The organism is Lysinibacillus sp. NPDC096212 (assembly GCF_044763105.1).
Taxonomy (GTDB): domain Bacteria; phylum Bacillota; class Bacilli; order Bacillales_A; family Planococcaceae; genus Lysinibacillus.
Map to the genome: position 1 here is coordinate 36,160 of NZ_JBIWFQ010000019.1, position 17,751 is coordinate 53,910.

The 17,751-nt window shown below is 38.8% G+C and carries 19 protein-coding genes; 15 read left to right on the forward strand and 4 right to left on the reverse strand.

Going from position 1 to position 17,751, the window contains the following annotated elements:
* Window positions 1-32 precede the first annotated feature (32 nt).
* The 12 genes from ACIQ7T_RS17810 (at window position 33) to ACIQ7T_RS17865 (ending at window position 8,198) form a co-directional block, all read left to right on the forward strand.
* Entirely contained in the window at window positions 33-701 is a 669-nt protein-coding gene (locus tag ACIQ7T_RS17810; protein ID WP_402872114.1) for a peptidoglycan DD-metalloendopeptidase family protein, read from the forward strand.
* Between the two features lie 428 nt (window positions 702-1,129).
* Complete coding sequence (locus tag ACIQ7T_RS17815; protein ID WP_370078459.1) at window positions 1,130-1,432, forward strand: hypothetical protein; 303 nt, start codon at window positions 1,130-1,132, stop codon at window positions 1,430-1,432.
* 198 nt (window positions 1,433-1,630) lie between these two features.
* Window positions 1,631-1,846 carry a DUF4879 domain-containing protein gene (locus tag ACIQ7T_RS17820; RefSeq protein WP_402872254.1) on the forward strand — a complete coding sequence of 72 codons (216 nt, stop codon included), beginning with the start codon at window positions 1,631-1,633 and terminating at the stop codon, window positions 1,844-1,846.
* A gap of 342 nt (window positions 1,847-2,188) precedes the next feature.
* Window positions 2,189-2,464: a hypothetical protein gene (locus ACIQ7T_RS17825; protein ID WP_402872117.1), complete on the forward strand. Its 276-nt coding sequence runs from the start codon at window positions 2,189-2,191 to the stop codon at window positions 2,462-2,464.
* A gap of 199 nt (window positions 2,465-2,663) precedes the next feature.
* Complete coding sequence (locus ACIQ7T_RS17830) at window positions 2,664-2,924, forward strand: sporulation transcriptional regulator SpoIIID (RefSeq protein ID WP_049668034.1); 261 nt, start codon at window positions 2,664-2,666, stop codon at window positions 2,922-2,924.
* 522 nt (window positions 2,925-3,446) lie between these two features.
* Window positions 3,447-4,442, forward strand: coding sequence for a rod shape-determining protein (gene mreB / locus ACIQ7T_RS17835; protein ID WP_053484433.1), 996 nt, complete (start codon window positions 3,447-3,449; stop codon window positions 4,440-4,442).
* A gap of 21 nt (window positions 4,443-4,463) precedes the next feature.
* Entirely contained in the window at window positions 4,464-5,297 is an 834-nt protein-coding gene (locus ACIQ7T_RS17840) for a flagellar hook-basal body protein (RefSeq protein ID WP_370078453.1), read from the forward strand.
* Between the two features lie 24 nt (window positions 5,298-5,321).
* On the forward strand, window positions 5,322-6,161 hold the full coding sequence (locus ACIQ7T_RS17845; protein ID WP_387083852.1) for a flagellar hook-basal body protein: 840 nt from the start codon (window positions 5,322-5,324) through the stop codon (window positions 6,159-6,161).
* Window positions 6,162-6,208: 47 nt separating this feature from the next.
* Entirely contained in the window at window positions 6,209-6,493 is a 285-nt protein-coding gene (locus ACIQ7T_RS17850; protein ID WP_370078449.1) for a DNA-directed RNA polymerase subunit beta, read from the forward strand.
* Between the two features lie 136 nt (window positions 6,494-6,629).
* On the forward strand, window positions 6,630-7,073 hold the full coding sequence (gene fabZ, locus ACIQ7T_RS17855) for a 3-hydroxyacyl-ACP dehydratase FabZ (protein WP_402872123.1): 444 nt from the start codon (window positions 6,630-6,632) through the stop codon (window positions 7,071-7,073).
* A gap of 213 nt (window positions 7,074-7,286) precedes the next feature.
* Complete coding sequence (locus ACIQ7T_RS17860) at window positions 7,287-7,670, forward strand: hypothetical protein (RefSeq protein WP_370078445.1); 384 nt, start codon at window positions 7,287-7,289, stop codon at window positions 7,668-7,670.
* Between the two features lie 108 nt (window positions 7,671-7,778).
* The gene (locus ACIQ7T_RS17865; RefSeq protein WP_402872126.1) at window positions 7,779-8,198 is read left to right on the forward strand and encodes a hypothetical protein; all 420 of its coding nucleotides are present in this window, start codon (window positions 7,779-7,781) and stop codon (window positions 8,196-8,198) included.
* A 668-nt stretch (window positions 8,199-8,866) separates the two neighbouring features.
* On the opposite strand, the gene ACIQ7T_RS17870 is transcribed toward ACIQ7T_RS17865, so the two are convergent.
* Together ACIQ7T_RS17870 and ACIQ7T_RS17875 are read right to left on the reverse strand one after the other, a co-directional pair.
* Entirely contained in the window at window positions 8,867-9,847 is a 981-nt protein-coding gene (locus ACIQ7T_RS17870) for a nuclease-related domain-containing protein (protein WP_402872129.1), read from the reverse strand.
* A gap of 102 nt (window positions 9,848-9,949) precedes the next feature.
* Window positions 9,950-10,375, reverse strand: a complete 426-nt coding sequence (locus tag ACIQ7T_RS17875; RefSeq protein ID WP_370078439.1) for a YwpF family protein — start codon at window positions 10,373-10,375, stop codon at window positions 9,950-9,952.
* Window positions 10,376-10,862: 487 nt separating this feature from the next.
* On the opposite strand from ACIQ7T_RS17875, the gene ACIQ7T_RS17880 reads away from it, so the two are divergent.
* Entirely contained in the window at window positions 10,863-11,285 is a 423-nt protein-coding gene (locus ACIQ7T_RS17880) for a single-stranded DNA-binding protein (protein ID WP_402872132.1), read from the forward strand.
* A 266-nt stretch (window positions 11,286-11,551) separates the two neighbouring features.
* Here the strand turns inward: ACIQ7T_RS17880 and ACIQ7T_RS17885 are convergent, their stop codons facing one another.
* Window positions 11,552-14,314 (reverse strand): DEAD/DEAH box helicase, encoded by a 2,763-nt coding sequence (locus ACIQ7T_RS17885; protein ID WP_402872135.1) that lies wholly within the window; start codon window positions 14,312-14,314, stop codon window positions 11,552-11,554.
* A complete protein-coding gene (locus tag ACIQ7T_RS17890) occupies window positions 14,311-15,885 on the reverse strand; it encodes a hypothetical protein (RefSeq protein WP_402872138.1) in 1,575 nt (524 codons plus the stop codon). Before ACIQ7T_RS17890 ends, ACIQ7T_RS17885 begins: the two co-directional genes overlap by 4 nt.
* Before the next feature lie 200 nt (window positions 15,886-16,085).
* Here ACIQ7T_RS17890 and ACIQ7T_RS17895 point away from each other — a divergent pair, with 200 nt between their 5' ends.
* Together ACIQ7T_RS17895 and ACIQ7T_RS17900 are read left to right on the forward strand one after the other, a co-directional pair.
* A complete protein-coding gene (locus ACIQ7T_RS17895) occupies window positions 16,086-16,559 on the forward strand; it encodes a transcriptional regulator (RefSeq protein ID WP_402872141.1) in 474 nt (157 codons plus the stop codon).
* A gap of 204 nt (window positions 16,560-16,763) precedes the next feature.
* Window positions 16,764-17,606: a flagellin N-terminal helical domain-containing protein gene (locus ACIQ7T_RS17900; protein ID WP_402872144.1), complete on the forward strand. Its 843-nt coding sequence runs from the start codon at window positions 16,764-16,766 to the stop codon at window positions 17,604-17,606.
* Window positions 17,607-17,751 lie beyond the last annotated feature (145 nt).

A 17,751-nucleotide genomic window follows, 5' to 3' on the forward strand; every position in this document is an offset into this window, starting at 1 on the left:
AGTTGTTCACACTGCAACTAGAGGTGATGAAAATGAGAGAGGATAAAAATAGTAAAACTTCTCAAAATCAACAAGATGAAAAAGTTCAATTACAGAAGAAACCATGGTTTTGGCCAGCAGTTTACGCTGGTGGGGCTCTAATGCTAGCAGGTTTGCTACTTGGTTACAATAGTCTTGTATCCAAAGTAGAAGAAGCTCCGTCACCAAACGTAGCAGAAGTAGATTCAGGTCCTGTAGTTGAAACAAATGCAAAAACAGAAACAATGAAGTACCCGTTCAAAGAGGCGAATCTTAGTAAGATGCAAGTTTCGCAAGAGTTTTATGAAGTAGAAGCTAATGCAGAGTCGCGTGAAAAAGCACTAATGGTATTTAATCAAACATTTACGACATCTTCCGGTATTACTCTTTCTATGAATGGTGAAGAATTTGAAGTACTTGCTGCTCTTAGTGGTAAAGTAAAACAAGTAAAACTTGATGCATTTACAGGCAATAAAATTGTTATCGAGCATGCAGATGGTAAGGAAACACATTATAGCTCTGTAAAAGACATTGCTGTCAAGGAAGGCGATGAGGTAACTCAAGGTCAAGTACTTGGAAAAGCAACTGACAATGAGTGGAACCAAACAGCTGGTGTTAGCTTGCATTTTGAAGTACTAGAAAACGGAAAATATATTAATCCGAAAAAATTACTAGCCTTTTAATTTATTTCAATGCTAGGACAAAAAGAAAAATGTTAGACCTAGATATAATAGGTCCAACATTTTTTTTGTTAGTGTTACATCATATTTTTCGAAATTTATATCATTTAGTTAAATGATATCACTATTTTGTCGATATTTTACAGGATAACTAAAATTGAGGAGGGATAATTGTATTTTACACGATATCGTTTTCTCCTCTTATTTAATACTGAATTTTTTCGAAAAAAGAATTCTATGAATGCTTAAGACCAGCGAAAACACGGCTCGGAAAAGAAGGTATAAGTTGTTTTCATAACATTACGAATAGTATATTCACACAGGATTAATCGATACAACAGTTATCTGCTCAAGTTCTTGGGTTTGAATAAATTTGTATAGCAAAAAAATATAAGATAATCAGTTATGAAAGATACAGAGAGGTGATTTTGATGGAAAGTGATCTTCAAGATATTCGCAAAGAATCGAGGCCAATAATCTTTACGCTTATATTAGTCATAGCTACTTTTGCAGTTTTCTTTATTAGTCGTTTCGTGAATGAACCATACCTAACTATTTGTTTATGGCTATTCGCATTAATAGATATTGGATTTATTGTTTCAATGGTGATGGGGATTAGAACTAAAAAAACAAATATTATAATTTTAAGTGTCTTTGTCAATAGTCTATGTTTTGTAATTTTGACTATATTTTTATTATTAGTTAGCTTTGGGATAGGATTTTCTGAAGCATAATAAAAAAGTATGAAAAAAATTTTTACAATAGCAGTTCTAGGTATATTGTCCATTTCAATGTTGTTTACGGGGACAGATGCTAAAGCATTCAAATGAAATTAAAAATGAATTCCTGAAGAATCAGCTTTTAGAAAACATTAAAGTCGAGTACCCAAGTGCACAATATATTGATTTGACTGAGGAAGAATTACAAAAATAATCAGAGCTTCAGCTCCATCGTTGAATTATTTAGAAGTTTACGCTACTTATGAATATTTTAGCCCAAGTCAGTTGTCTTCGGTTTATGATCATGGAGGGAACGAACTTTATATAGTTACAGTGGAACTAGGATATGGCCACATTAGATATGCTAAATTTAATGGTCTTAATTTGAAAGAATATATGAGAGAGTCTATAAGACTTAGATGGCGATAATATTGTTGATGGATGGTATATATGGTGGGATGCTAGTGGTAATGATAATGGTACGTTTTTATCAAAACACTTCAGCGAATTTTCAGGGAATACAATGTTCGATTATATTTTTATTAAATAAAAACGTGGCGGAAAGTGGGATTATATGAATGTGAATTCTATTGTACCTCATCAATTAACATCATTCTATTCTAAAAATATTAGTGTGAAATCGGAAGAGAGATCTGTATTCCTCTTAGTGAAACGGTAGAGAATAGGGAGCAAAAAGATTCTTCTGCTATTTATAAAGAACTTTCGGGTAGATATGATGTCAGATATGCTACCTTTGAAGAAATCATCGAAATGTCCGAAGCGTTATATGGAGTTGGAAAAATATCTTTAAAGGAGCATGCTGCTTTAACATTTGATTATGACAAAGCCACTAACAATTTAAAACGGCGTGCACCAGGATATATTGCAGCAGATTTTGATATGTATGAAACGTTTGTTAATAGTGATGGGCAAAGAGACTGGATTGCGGAGTTTGACACAAGAGCATCGAAAGATTTTAAGTATGGTAATTTAATTGGTTATCAAAGTAAGATGAAGGTTCTTGATATTGTTGGAAAAAAAGAGTAGCGAGTGCTGCTCTTTTTTGGTTTGGTGGTAACTGGAGGGAGAAGGTAAAACGTGGCGGATGAAGAATGCATAAAAAATCGGTATTTTATCGTGAAAATGTAAAATGTGTTCTGAACAGCTTTGTCCTCACATAAGGTGAAGAAATGCGCAGACGTGCATCTGATGCCATTTGTGAAATTGTGTGGAAAGGACGAAGAACGTGCACGAGCACATTCGGAAGCGCTGCATACGCCTCGGTGAATTATTGATTGAGACGCGTGAAACTGTGCGTGTCCTCGCGAAAATGACAGGTTATTCAAAAAGTACGGTGCACAAAGATTTAACAGAGCGACTGCCAACAATTCATGAAGGATTAGCTGAGCAAGTAAAGGAAATACTCGCCTACCATAAGGCCGTACGTCATATTCGTGGAGGAGAGGCAACGAAAAACAAGTGGAAGGAAAGAACGAGTCAAGATTGATTCGTTCTTTTTTGATGCAAAGGACAAGCTTCCTTACAGACTCAGCACAAAATTGGGATAACATTGTTACATGTATATTAGTAGTGAAGACTTGGTGACTCCTTGGAGATCAGCGTAACAGATGGGACCCTGAAGCGTGTCGGGGAACGAAGGCTAAAAGCATTACGTCCTGTGATAACACCTTCGTGATCAACATCCTGCTGTTGTTGCTGACGCTACGCTTTCGCACAGACAAAAGACGTTGTTGCTGACGCTACGCTTTTGCACAAAAAACACCTGTTGCCTCGAACCCCCAGGAAAGCACCCAGTCGGAACGGAAATCAACCCCACGTTAGGCGATGAGTCAAAAAAATGCTGAAACGATTTCTTCTTTTCAATAAGTGTTCATATAATTGAAAGAATGTAGTTCAGTTAACTAAAATTAGGTGTAATTACCAGTTCGATATGATAAAATATTCTAGATAAACAGATAAAAATGAACGTTATGTAGTTGGAAATGGCGGGAAGGAGAAATTATAAAATATGTTTTCGAAAGATATTGGCATTGACTTAGGAACTGCGAACGTATTAATCCACGTTAAAGGTAAAGGAATCGTCTTAAATGAACCATCAGTTGTGGCGATTGATAAAAAAACAAATAAAGTATTAGCGGTGGGAGAAGAGGCTCGCCAAATGGTAGGGCGTACACCAGGCAATATTACTGCAATTCGACCACTACGAGATGGTGTCATTGCAGATTTTGACGTTACAGAAGCGATGCTAAAACATTTCATCAACAAATTAAACGTCAAAGGATTTTTAGCTAAACCACGTATTTTAATTTGCTGTCCAACAAACATTACTAGTGTTGAACAAAAAGCTATTCGTGAAGCTGCTGAAAAATCAGGTGGAAAAAAAGTATACTTAGAAGAAGAACCAAAAGTGGCAGCTATTGGAGCAGGCATGGACATATTCCAACCTAGTGGCAATATGGTAGTTGATATTGGTGGCGGGACAACAGATATTGCAGTCCTATCAATGGGTGATATTGTAACGAGTGAGTCCATTAAAGTGGCAGGAGATATTTTTGATAATGATATTTTACAATATATTAAAAAAGAATATAAATTGCTAATTGGTGAACGTACTGCAGAAGCCATAAAAATTACTATCGGTACAGTGTTTAAAGGTAGCCGAAACGATTCAATGGACATTCGTGGTCGAGACATGGTGACAGGTTTACCACGTACAATAACGATTCACTCAGAAGAAATTGAACGTGCATTACATGAATCGGTTGCTATGATCGTCCAATCTGCAAAAAATGTTTTAGAAAAAACACCACCAGAGTTATCGGCTGATATAATTGATCGTGGGGTCATTATTACTGGCGGTGGTGCATTATTACATGGTATGGACCAGCTATTAATCGAAGAGCTAAAAGTACCTGTGTTCATTGCAGAGCAACCTATGGATTGTGTAGCAATTGGTACAGGCATTATGCTTGAAAACATTGATCGAGTGCCCGCATCCTTATAAAAACATAATGAGGTGATTCCTTTGTTTAAAGGGTTTTATACAGTTGCAACTGGTATGATTGCACAACAAAGACGAACAGAATTACTTACCAACAATTTATCAAATGCGAATACACCAGGATTTAAAGCAGACCAATCAACAATCCGCTCATTTCCTGACATGCTCATGTCAAGTGTAGGAAAAACGAATGCACCTGCTAACCAGCAAGCAGGCTCTCAATATATGAGCCAAGTTGGCGCATTAAATACAGGGATTTATATGCAAGAAACATTACCAAATTACATACAAGGCCAAATCTATAGCACTGATTTCACAACAGATATGGCTTTGATTGATGGAAACTTACCGCAAAATGAAGATGGTACTTCTGGATCTATTTTCTTCCGTTTAGCACATCCAGATGGGGGCGAAGCATATACACGTAACGGGAATTTTACATTAGATGGCCAAGGCTATTTAGTAAATCCACAGGGACTGTATGTGCTATCAGACAGAGGTCAGCGTATCCAGCTACCGAATGATGATTTCCGCCTAGATGAGAACGGAGCAATTTATGTTAATAATCAGCAAGTAGCTCGTGTTGGAGTATCATTTTCAGCGAATCCGAACATGCTAAGTAAACAGGATAATGGCTTAATGCGAACAGAAAATGGTCAGAACTTACCGACAGCTTACGGTGCCAATGGCGTAGCCTTTACACTGAGTCAAAATTATCTAGAGGGCTCAAACGTAGACTCTAGTCGTACAATGACTGATTTAATGACAGCATATCGCGCTTTCGAAGCTAATCAAAAAGTGTTACAGGCTTACGATCGCAGTATGGAAAAGGCTGCAAATGAAATCGGGAAAGTATAATAGGCAAACTGGAGGCGTTTGAACATGCTACGTACAATGATGACAGCAACAAACACGATGGGGCAATTACAAAATAAACTAGATACTATTAGTAATAACATTGCCAATAGCAATACAGTCGGTTATAAAACGCAAGAAGCTACATTTAATGAACTGCTGTATCAGCAATTTAATAATGATAAGCAAGACCGTGCTGACCGACAATCACCTGTTGGTATCCGTTATGGCTCAGGTGCAATGCTTGGACAAATCCAATCAAATCAAAAGCAAGGCTCTTTACAAACAACAAATCGCGATCTTGATTTAGCTTTTACTAAACCAAAGCAATATTTCAATGTTTTGATGCCAGAAGGTGAAAATGGCACAAAAACAGTGTATACTCGTCAAGGTGACTTTTATTTATCACCATTAAATAATGGAACAGTAATGGTTGTAACTGCAGATGGATATCCATTGGCAAACTCAGCAGGACAAGCTATTACATTACCGGATAATGTAAAAAGTTTTGCTATTAGTAATGGGGGCGTATTAGAGGCATCCTATCCAAATGGAGATATTATTCGTACTGATTTAGCAGTGACAGAGTTCCAAAAGCCACAGCTAATGGAGAAAATCTCTGGTTCCTATGTTGGATTGCCGAATAACTTAGCGCAGCTTGGATATACACAAGCTGAAGTTGTCACTGAATTACAAGGAGCAAATCGTCAGCAAATTGGCATGCAGAGCGGTTCGCTAGAAATGTCGAATGTAGATCTTTCAAAGGAAATGACGGATTTAATTCAGACGCAGCGTTCTTATCAATTCAATGCAAGAGCTGTAACTTTAGCAGACCAAATGCTTGGGCTCATTAATGGTATTCGATAGTAAATCCGTTATTACTGTTTAGTAAGTAATGAAGAGGAGTACAATCTATGACAAACGATTCAAGTCGAGGTTCTATGCAAACAAAAGAAACCGATACGCCACCAGAAGAGAAGGAACACGGCTCAAATGGAGAGCAACGAGAGGTTCGCTGGGTGCAAATACGGCTGATTCCGATTTGGCTTCGCGTTGTACTTATTATCATCTTAGTTGTTATTGCCGCAGTTGTAGGTGCAATGTTTGGCTATAGTGTAATTGGACAAGGTAAAGCCATGGACGTTTTCAAACCAGAAACATGGCAGCATATATTTGATATTATGAATGGTAAAGAATAAAATTATTCTTTACCATACTTTGTGTTTACATAAAATATCTTCATTCAGTAAGTGTCCAACACCTACTAAATGAAGATATAGCCTCTGGCGGATGCAATTACGCCAAGGCGAAATAGATATTAAGGGGGAAAAGAAAATGTTAACAGCAGAACAAATTCAAGCAATTTTACCGCATCGTTATCCTTTTTTATTCGTTGATCGTATCGTTGAATTAGAAGAAGGCAAGCGTGCAGTTGGTTTAAAAAATGTCTCTATGAACGAAGACTTTTTTAATGGGCATTTCCCTGGCTACCCAGTAATGCCTGGGGTTTTAATAGTAGAGGCGCTAGCACAAGTTGGTGGTGTAGCGTTATTAAACGCAGATGAATTCAAAGGTCGTTTAGCTTTCTTGACGGGTATTGATAATTGTCGTTTCAAGCGCCAAGTAGTACCGGGAGATCAACTTCGATTAGAGGTAGAGTTCGTGAAACTGCGTGGAGCAATGGGCAAAGGTCACGGTGTGGCCACAGTCGATGGAGAATTAGTATGTGAAGCGGATATTTTATTCGCTATTGGGCCAGAGCAACCAAAACAGCCTTAATTTGCAATTATAGGCTTAAAGATATAAAATAATGATGTCGAATAATGTCTTTACTGTTAATCCTTTTAATAGATTATTACTTTCAGTGACATGAATGCAGTTAAAGATATCACGGATTGAAATGTTTTATAAAAATGCAATGGCGTATAGTGATTGTGAATTGAAATACATGTAATTTTAGTTTTGTTTTTAAAACGTAGGAGGATTATATAGATGTATAAGGAATTGTCTTCAGGGGTTAAAATTAGCATTACGCGTTCGATTTCAACATCTTTTGAATCATACTTAGCAAGTATTGATTGGAAAGAAGAGCGTTTTTCTATGGAAGACTTTATTGCTAGCTGGCAAACTTATTTTCAAGTAAATGCCGCATGGATCGAAAAAATCCCAGCAGATGTTTTGATGAGTACTGAATTCCATGAAGAGATGGCGCAAAAAATTGATGAAGTAATTGCAAAAATTTTAAATGAAGAACCAACAGCTAAGCAAATTGAAACAATCGAGGCCATGCAAAAAGAGCTAGGTACAAATTATAGCTTCAACTGTAAAGCAGAAGCAGCATACGTTGAACACCTATTAAAAGAAAAACAAAAATAGTTTGTACAAAAATCGGATAGTTCCCTCCTTTCCCGGGCAATCTATGTAGGATCACAAATACACACAATTGTATTTGTTGACATAGCATCGAGAAAGGAGGATTTTTCTATGTGGAGAATGTCATTTTTGGCAATTATTCTTGCTGCTTTATTCCTTGGAGGTTGTAACTGGGGAAACAGAGCTGTTGAAACAAGACCAGCGGAGAATGTTAAACACGACGTTCGCCGAGGTGTTGAGAAAGTAGAAGACGTTGTAGAGCCGTCTCGAAGAAATGACGTTTACAATCGTGACGTAAATGGTGTTAACCGTAACACTGTTCTTCCTGAAGCTACAGCACCAGGTACTACTACACCAAGAACTACAACACCAGGTACAACAACAGTACCAGGAACTACAGTACCAGGAACTACAGTACCAGGAACTACTACAACGCCAGGAACAAATGCTGATTTAAATGGTACAAACACCGTACCAAATGCAAACGGCGTTGTTAAAGAAAAAATCGTCGAAGAGAAAGTAACGCGATAATATAAAAAAGAGTGTTCCTAACTAATGGAACACTCTTTTTTCGTTTTCGTGTGGGAGAAATACACGAATGGAAGAGGGCAATATCCGCAATATTTGCGGGAGAGAAGTGAATACTCGCGGGGGAGAAGTGAATACTCGCGAAGAGAAGTGAACACCGCGAAGAGAGAGTGAATACCCGCGGAGAGAAGTGAATACTCGCGGGAGAGAAGTGAATACTCGCGGAAGAGAAGTGAACACCGCGAAGAGAGTGAATACTCGCGGGAGAGAAGTGAACACCGCGAAGAGAGTGTGAATACTCGCGGGAGAGAAGAGAATACTCGCGGAAGAGAAGTGAACACCGCGAAGAAAGTGAATACTCGCGGGAGAGAAGTGAACATCGCGAAGAGAGTGAATACTCGCGGAAGAGAAGTAAATACTCGCGAAGAGAAGTGAAATACCCGCGGAAGAGAAGTGAATACTCGCGGAAGAGGAGTGAATACTCGCGAAGAGAAGTGAATACCCGCGGAAGAGAAGTGAACACCGCGAAGAGAGTGAATACCCGCGGAGAGAAGTGAACACCGCGAAGAGAGTGAATACTCGCGAAGAGAAGTGAATACCCGCGAAGAGAGCGAATACTCGCGGGCAAGATGGAAATACCCGCGCAAAGGTGAAAAACCTACTAAATATCCTCAGGAAGAGCGGAAAAATGGCTTCATATATTCCACTAAATTTTCGGGTAATTGGTAAACACTATTTTTATAAGAACCTGTATAGGGAAATTGAAATTTTCTAAGTAAACGATTTGCCGCATCAATGGAATGAATACCGAAAAATTCACGTAGCTGTTTATTGGTAATTGTTGATCCAACTAAGTATCGATAATCTTGTAAAGCTTCAGCAAAAATTTCTTCGCTTGCAAATTGACAGTACGAACATTTCCAAATCCCGCGAGCATAGTGCATTTGGGATTTGTATTGGCATTGCGGACAAAGTACACCTTGGTGATATCTTGAGGAATCAATAAAAGCCGTAATTTTCGGTGGCTGATGTCTGCAAAGGAATTGTTGAGCTATTTGAGTTAACTGTTCATCGCTTAAAATGGGTTGTGTATATTTTTTAAAAAGGGAATGAAGATGTTTTTGAAGTCCTGAAACATGGAAAATCGGAATTGTATTTGGATGACTGGCAATAATCGCAGAGGGGTTGGCGATGATAACCGCACCCTCAATGGGGAGAGAATAGTTTTTGGAAATAACTTTAAGAAATTGCATATGTCGCTGGATCTGAGTAATTGCATTGGGAAATCCTTCGACAGTTCCATCTGGCTTCGTTCGAATACATTGATGTGTAATGTCGTCAAAATCAAGACGTCCGTTAATATTTTTTATTTCAACAACTAGCACAAAATTACTGCAAATAAAAAGCGTATCGAGTTGATGTGAATGCTGAGCAGAATTCATCAGAATTAAATTATGTAACACTAAAAAAGTATAGGGACATACTAATTCAAGCAATTCACGGTCAACTTTCCTTTCACCAGCAAAGCCAGCATCGAATCTTCGAAATTGCTCATTATAATAGCTAAAATCAGGGTCCTCTTCGAATAACCGCCTCTTTAAAGCCTCAAGCCACGATAATTTTAATGGCTTTTCCCTAACAGCAATAGTCAAGTGTAGTTACCTCCTATAAATTTTACATCGTATTGTACCTTAAAATCTCTACCTGTCCAATAAAAAAATAACGATGCAAATTTTTGCATCGTTAAATCGAGTTCAATCATTTTTGAGTTTTGGTCGTTCTTTCATACCGTGTGAGAAGCGGTCCAATAGCTTATCTAACGTAACTCCCTCAGCTAGTAATTCGGCTAGTAATTGCTCGGCATATTTCGAGCGTTTTGTCTTTAGCGTCCCTTTTAAAAGGACAGAGATGTGCTCGCCAATTTCTTGAACTGTATGTACGACAACCTGGAAAGGAGCAGGCTCATTATCTGGAAATGAAATAACCGCACGTACATTAAAGACAGTAGCATTTGTTAAAAGTTCATCAAAAATTGAACGATATTGCCGGTCCATAAACAGTTCGAGAATCCAAGATTGATGGCTGTTCTCCTGGTTAATAATAATACCATCGACTAAAGGGAAAGGTTGCATGCCATCTTTTGTGACAAGGTCAAAGGAAAGCATCTTAAATGTTTTCATTATGTAAAATCCTCCTAAGTCGGTCATCCTTTTTAGTATAACATATTCAATTAGCCCTGTTTAACTTCATTCAGCAAGTGTTTTGGTAGCGAAAGCGAAGCGTTAGGTACAGATGTCTCCCGCCTCTAAAGGGGAGGGACTCACTCTAAGAACGCCATGTCCTGTGGCATTACCGAAATGACCGACATCGAGGCCAAAGCTCAAAAGCCGATTTCGGATGCTACGCCGAAGCATAATTGATGATAGGGTCAATACTGTGTTTTCGCACAATTTGCAAAAACAGCGAAATTGTATATTTTAACGATTAGCATTTGCTATTACAGCGAAAAGCATTCAGCCTAAAAAATCTTTCAATAACTGAAAAGTAAAAGCCTCAATATACCCAATTTATGATTAAAAATTAAGGAAAATGTTAAAAATCGACTTTTGCCAATGTTGGATTAATTTTTGTAAGATGAGGGCAATCAAAAGCAAAGGAGGTGAATCAATGAACCAAGTCGGACTGGTCGGAAGGTTAACAAAGGATCCAGTGTTACGACACTTATCTGGAAATCGCGTGCAAGCACATTTTACTCTAGCCATTAATCGCAATTACAAAAACAGTCGTGGGGAAGTGGATGCTGACTTTATTCTCTGTACAGTATGGGGAAGGCTTGCAGAGCATATCGTCAAATATTGCGGAAAAGGCTCATTAATTGGGGTGAATGGTCGTATTCAATCAAGATCATTTTTAAATGAAGAAAGCACAAAGGTTTTTATAACGGAAGTAGTCGTAGAAGATGTCCGATTTTATCGGCTTAAGCCAAGGGATAGCGATGGGGCATTTGTGCCTCCAAAGCCACCAGATGAGCAGGAAGGCTTAAAGGATTTTGTGCTACCTGAGGCAGAAGTACAATTGCCAGCAATATAGCAGTTCTAGTGGGTACATACGGGGCAAGTGCCAAGTTGTCTGATCCGCCATTCTCCTTCTATTGCTTGCGCCGTAATCATTTTAGAAAGGAATGATGTCTACATTTCATAACGTAGTTCATTGCTGAAGACCGCACAGCAATGAGCGGATTAAACACAACTAAATATAAATATGAAGTAAGTAGGGGAAGAAGTAACAGTAAGATCCACTGAAATAAAAGAGCGCCAAGAACGTTGTGCTCTTGGCGCATCTCACATCTCACATCTTTAAAAATCGAGCTTCATTAAATCACGAAGTTCGTCATCTTCTAATTCAGTTAACCATTGGCTTGATTGAATTAGTTCTTCTGATAGTGCAGACTTTTGGGCTAGCATTTTATCGATTTTCTCTTCGATAGTACCAATTGTAACAAACTTATGCACTTGTACAAATTGTGTTTGGCCAATTCGATATGCACGGTCTGTCGCTTGATTTTCAACGGCAGGATTCCACCAGCGATCTGCGTGTAATACATGATTTGCCGCTGTTAAATTGAGCCCTGTTCCACCCGCTTTTAAGGAAAGGATAAATATAGGGAAATCTCCTGCCTGGAAAGTCTCTACTAAGCGGTCACGCTGCTGCTTAGGCATTGCACCTGTTAAGAAAGGTGCATCAATATTATATAGTTCACTAAAACAATGCTGTAGTAATTGCCCCATTCCAATATATTGTGTGAAAATGAGGCACTGCTCGCCGTTGTCCACGATTTCTGTAGCCATTTGCACGATACGTTCTAATTTCGTAGAACGAGTAAGCATTGATTCGGCATCCTCGAAAGGTTCTTTTAAATACAAGGCAGGATGATTACATAATTGCTTTAACTTACTGAGCATCTTTAAGACGCGTCCCTTTTTCTGAAAGCCTGTTAATTGCTCCAGCTGATCGAGCGTCTCTAATATATATCCTTCGTATAGAGATGCTTGCTCAGTTGTTAATGGACAGTACTCATGAGACTCTTGTTTATCTGGTAAGTTAAGTTGTAAGTGTGGGTCGCGCTTTGTACGACGAAGTAAAAACGCTTGAATTTTTGCACGTAACTTCTGTTTATGTGACTCAGACTCATCTCGTTCTATCGGTAAAATAAATTCTTCATTAAAGCGACCGAAGCTACCTAAATAGCCTTTATGGATAAAGTCAAAAATTGCCCATAGCTCCGATAAACGGTTTTCCACTGGTGTACCCGTTAAAGCAATATGATGCGTCCCTTGTAATTTACGAATAGCCCTTGATTGTAGCGTTTGCATATTTTTAATATTTTGAGCCTCGTCTAGCACAACGGTTGCCCATTCTACTTCCTGTAAAAACTCTGCATCCTGTGATACCGTGCCATAGGTAGATAAAATCACATGTGGTTTTTCACTTCCTATTAGCTGTTTGAAAGCGTCCTCCTTTGCTCGATTCGCTTGATAATGCGTATGCACACTCAAGGAAGGAGCAAAACGAGCAAGTTCCTTTTGCCAGTTGCCTAGTACAGACGTAGGGCAAATAATGATGGATGGTTTTGTATCCTCAATTGTTTCATAAAGATGAAGTAAATATGAAATAAGCTGTACCGTTTTACCAAGACCCATATCATCAGCTAGACATGCACCAAAGCCTTGTTCTCGCATGAAGACAAGCCATTCAAAGCCCTCATGCTGATAAGGACGTAATTCTGCCTGCAAAGATGTAGGAACCTGTACAGTAGGGAGTCCTTTTTTCTCCTGAAGCTGCTCCATATAGGATTTAAGCGATTTTTGCAATTCAAATGCAAAAATCGGGTCATCTCTCATTGCATCATCGGCATCTTCTTCTTCGAGAGGTAAGGATAAATCCTCTGGTAGCTCACGGAATAGTAATTCACGAACGGTCCAGCTTTCATCTTCTGCTTGCTGCATCAATGCACGCATTTCTTGCATCCAGTTCGCATCAACTCGGAACCATTCAGTACCAATACGAATGAATTCGCGTTTCTCATCTACAAGTTTTTTAAATTGCTCAGGTGAAATGGACTGTCCATTCATAGAAAATTGCCATTTGAACGTTAAAATATCATCTAGTCCAGCAACCTTCTTTGTCGCTACATTGCCAGTACTTACGCGAACACGCATTTTTGACTGTTTTAAATCCTTTAGCCAAGCCGGTAATACAACGTCAAAGCCGAGAGCTTGTAATCTTGCTAAATCTTCACGTAAAAATGTTCGAACTTGTAAATCGTCAAGCATAATACGGATAAAAATATCGCTACGTAAATCTTCAATAGAAAGAAGATCTACAATTTGTCCTTGTTGTTGTTCAATAGCATCAGCATACATTTGCCATTTTGTCGGTAGAGCATCAGCAATTGGTAGTGACTGCTTTCGCATAGCTGGCGTCCAATAGTTTTTGGCTGTAGCCGTACTAAGTACTGTTTCTAAAAGCCAAACATCTGAATCTTCCTCAGGCTCGCCTAAGCGTAGGGAGACAGTAACTGTACCTGCCTGTCGTTCCTGCTCTAGTGGCCAGCCACCACGCAAGAAAAATGGCATTAGCTTTGGTAAATCAGACAGTACAAGACCTGTTTGAGCAAGCTTTTGCTGCACTGCCGTTTCTAATAAAGCTGTATCTTCACCGTCTATAGAGAATGTTAGTGCGGAAAAATCATCTGCAATCACTGCGTGTGACCAGAGCGAAGGCTCCTGCCAATACGTCTGTAAAGCAGACGCTTTTTCTAGCCACACCTGACTTTCTGCGTCTGCACCTTGCCAGTTAATAAAAGGATGCAGATAGCGCTGTGAAAAAATATCAAGGAGCTCAGAGGTTGAAACTTCAATCGTACGTTCTGAACGATTGGTTAATAAACCATAGACATTCGCTTCATAGTTAAAAAATAATGAAGAAATGAGTGAGTCTGCTTCCATTGCTGCACCATCAGCAGTAAATCCCTGTAACGTATAATATCCTTCCTGTGCTGCATGAATACGAAGCTGTTGCTTTTTTGAAAACGGGGAAGGAGCATTTATAGTCATCATACTAAGTTTCCTTTCTCAATTTCTTCCTGTAATGCACGAAGTCGTTTATACTCTGCACGAATTGTTTGCATATATGACTCAAAATAAGCAGTTTTACCAGCACGTTTTGCTGCACTGCGCATACTTTTCCAGATTCGTACAGCCTGCTTATAGTTCATACGTGATTTTTGTGTAATTTCAGTCATGGCATATAGATGATATAAGGGCAACACTGTTGCAGGCGCAACCTGAAGCACATCTTTCAATCCACACATTTCTAAATAAGAAAGGGAGGAGAGATTTAACTGATGGAGGGCTGCCCATTCACGATAACGTCCTTTTTTAATAAGAAGGAACGAAAACGGTTGAAGCCCATAAACACCAAATGCACTATATAATGTAACTTCCTGTTCTTCCGTAAGCTGTATGTCTTCGTATAAAAGCTGAAATTGCCTTACATATTGAGCACGCTTTACAACTGGCACTGTTTGCTGTAAAAAGACTTCAGTAAATGGTAGCATCGCAAGTAAAATAATGGATTGTGCATGTGATTCGCCAGCACGTTTTGCAAAAGTAGCCAGCTCAAATAGGTCCTGCATATGTTGTCCATCAATATGTGCAATGCTTTCCTGCAATAAACTTTCTTTTTGTAGCAGTACATAAAATAGCAGTTTTAATGACTGCAAGGAAATCTCATGTGAAGGATTCTCAAGGTTATTTATAAGTGCTAATTCCTGTTCACGACGCGGCTTTTCATAAAAAAGCACTGCCCAAAGTAGCATATATATTTGTAGTCGATCAGCAAATGATCCTTGTCGTTCCAATAAAAACTCTCGAACTAACTCCTGAATCGCATCATAAAATGGATCAGTGGCAAAAAGTCGTGATCGACCCGTTAGCTCTGTCAGTATACTTTCGAATGATTGAACACTTTGATCAATAAAATATTTCATATAAGGAGAATCCAAAGAATGTCCTTTTGTTTCATTTAAATGGCGCCATATTGTATTAAAGATGGATAGCTCCATAAAAAGCTTATAAAGTGGCTGCCACTCACGTTCGAAAGGCATATGCCGTTGAAGTCGCTCCAATGCATCTGTTCGTATAGCAGAAAGGCCATACCCTTCTAGAATTCGCCCAGGTGGCAATAAACGTTTCATGACTTCATCGACCATCAATCTCCAGCTTTCCGGACTTCGTTCATCTGCTAATGATTTTAATTGCACTGATTTTTGCGCGCGCCAAGCACTTGACCAATTTTGTACTGAATCAAAATATTGATAAAGAGCAAGCAATGCACCAACCTGATGTCTACACCATTTCAGCTGGGGACAGTTACAGTGCAGCTCCTCTTTGGCAAAATCAATTTCTACAGTAGCAGGTCTTACATCCTGTACGCTTGCATATAATGTAGAACTCGCTCCATTAAAACGTTCAAAGACAACTGATCTATTCCGCACTGAAAAAACAGCACGACGCACTAGCTCTTCGTCTTCAGTAGAGGAAGGATGTAACGCCTGTTCAGCTTCCTGTAATTTGGTAAGGATAAATTCTTGGTGTTCCTTAGCTAATTGGGCAATAGACAATGCCATAACCTCACTCCTTTCAAAATGTATAGCTAGTGAGCATGTGTAAATATGAAGGAAAAAAGACTGTCCTTCCATTATACGATTAAAATGCGTACATGATAAGCTGAATGATTTGAAATAAAAAAATCAAGGAGAAGATAGTTAACAAGATAATCGATATGTGTTAAAATCTGAATAATCAGAATAAACAAGGAGGGATAAGGATGATGCAAGTTCAATATATGAAGCCATTTTACACAAAAATCACGGGAGACAAACTACGTCTCGTGTTTGCTTATCAATATTTCTCTATTTTAAAAGAGAATGAGATTTTCCATTTCATTCCCATCGAAGGTAAAGAGATGATTATCAACTTGAATACACAACAAATTGAAAATATATCCGAGGTATTTGTTTTCCAGAAAGGGAATCGTTTTATCCGACTGCCATTATATCAATTATTATTAATTACAAATGTTCATGAGCATCTAGCACCGATTCTTGAAAGCGCTACTCCAAAGCCTCAGTTACCACTTGTATCTTCAGTGACTGTTGGCGAAGTAGATCAGCTCATTACAGAATTGGAGCAGCAAAACATTGATTATTTAATCGACCAGGCATTACTAGATTATGATAAAGATCTCTTTTTTGAACTACTACAACAAAAGAACCATCAACTCGGAGGTTTCGAAAATTGAATACACGGTATTGCAATTAAGCACCTACTTTTCATATGTGAAAAGCAGGTGCTTTTATATATTAGTGGGTCTAAAGTCCAGAATGTGAAAATGAACTAAAAGTTATTACTATATAGAACCTACTAAATTAGAATACATTACCAAAAAAAGTTTAAATGAATTTAACACAGACCGATATACATAACAATAGGGGGTGGTGAAATGATGCTTGGTAAATGGTCAGCAACGGGGATGTCCATTTTAAATAATATGAATAGACATTACGGTGCAATGAGCAAGGCAATGCTTCGAATTTCTACAGGCTACCGCATCAATAGTGCTGCGGATGATCCAGCGGGACTTGCGATTTCCGAAAAAATGCGTGCGCAAATTCGCGGCTTGAACATGGCAGCGAAAAATATCCAAGACGGTATTTCACTTGTTCAAACAGCGGAGGGTGCACTAAATGAAGTACATGATATGATTCAGCGCATGCGCGAGCTCGCAGTCCAGGCGAGCAATGATACTTTAACAGATAGTGATCGGGAGAACCTCGATAAGGAATTCCAAGAATTGAAAAAAGAAATTCAACGCATCTCGAAAGACACTGAGTTTAACACCAAGACATTACTAGATGGGGATTATGCTACAAACGGTATTAAAATTCAAGCAGGTGCCAACGCAGGCCAAAGTATCGAGCTGTTTATTGGCAATATGGGTGCTGGAGCACTTGGCTTGGACGATAAGACATCCATCGCAACTCAAGAGGACGCAAACAAAGCAATTTCCACAATGGACGAGGCTATAAAGCATGTATCAAGCGAGCGCTCAAGACTAGGTGCCTACCAAAATCGCCTAGAACACGCCTATAATGCGACCGTAAACACTGCAGAAAACCTACAAGATGCCGAATCCCGCATTCGCGATGCCGATATCGCAAAAGAAATGATGAACATGGTAAAAGCACAAATCCTAATGCAAGCAAGCCAATATGTACTAGCAATGCACATGCAACAAGCACAATCAATTCTAAAACTACTCGAAAGCGGAACAACGAGGAATCCCTGACACTAAAGGAGATTCCTTTTTTAGTTGGAGTTAGATATCAGAGGTGAAAATGAAAACCGCTGATAAAAGGACAGCAATCGCTGATAAAAAGTGAGGACTGCTGATAAGAGCGAGACAATCGCTGATAAAAAGGTGAGGACCGCTG

Excerpts from the sequence above, each read along its gene's own strand:
- ACIQ7T_RS17810 (WP_402872114.1), top strand. The coding sequence starts at position 33 with ATGAGAGAGGATAAAAATAGTAAAACTTCTCAAAATCAACAAGATGAA.
- ACIQ7T_RS17885 (WP_402872135.1), bottom strand. The coding sequence starts at position 14,314 with ATGATGACTATAAATGCTCCTTCCCCGTTTTCAAAAAAGCAACAGCTT.
- ACIQ7T_RS17895 (WP_402872141.1), top strand. The coding sequence starts at position 16,086 with ATGATGCAAGTTCAATATATGAAGCCATTTTACACAAAAATCACGGGA.
- fabZ (WP_402872123.1), top strand. The coding sequence starts at position 6,630 with ATGTTAACAGCAGAACAAATTCAAGCAATTTTACCGCATCGTTATCCT.
- ACIQ7T_RS17880 (WP_402872132.1), top strand. The coding sequence starts at position 10,863 with ATGAACCAAGTCGGACTGGTCGGAAGGTTAACAAAGGATCCAGTGTTA.
- ACIQ7T_RS17850 (WP_370078449.1), top strand. The coding sequence starts at position 6,209 with ATGACAAACGATTCAAGTCGAGGTTCTATGCAAACAAAAGAAACCGAT.
- mreB (WP_053484433.1), top strand. The coding sequence starts at position 3,447 with ATGTTTTCGAAAGATATTGGCATTGACTTAGGAACTGCGAACGTATTA.
- ACIQ7T_RS17860 (WP_370078445.1), top strand. The coding sequence starts at position 7,287 with ATGTATAAGGAATTGTCTTCAGGGGTTAAAATTAGCATTACGCGTTCG.
- ACIQ7T_RS17845 (WP_387083852.1), top strand. The coding sequence starts at position 5,322 with ATGCTACGTACAATGATGACAGCAACAAACACGATGGGGCAATTACAA.
- ACIQ7T_RS17865 (WP_402872126.1), top strand. The coding sequence starts at position 7,779 with ATGTGGAGAATGTCATTTTTGGCAATTATTCTTGCTGCTTTATTCCTT.
- ACIQ7T_RS17900 (WP_402872144.1), top strand. The coding sequence starts at position 16,764 with ATGCTTGGTAAATGGTCAGCAACGGGGATGTCCATTTTAAATAATATG.
- ACIQ7T_RS17825 (WP_402872117.1), top strand. The coding sequence starts at position 2,189 with ATGTCCGAAGCGTTATATGGAGTTGGAAAAATATCTTTAAAGGAGCAT.
- ACIQ7T_RS17890 (WP_402872138.1), bottom strand. The coding sequence starts at position 15,885 with ATGGCATTGTCTATTGCCCAATTAGCTAAGGAACACCAAGAATTTATC.
- ACIQ7T_RS17875 (WP_370078439.1), bottom strand. The coding sequence starts at position 10,375 with ATGAAAACATTTAAGATGCTTTCCTTTGACCTTGTCACAAAAGATGGC.
- ACIQ7T_RS17815 (WP_370078459.1), top strand. The coding sequence starts at position 1,130 with ATGGAAAGTGATCTTCAAGATATTCGCAAAGAATCGAGGCCAATAATC.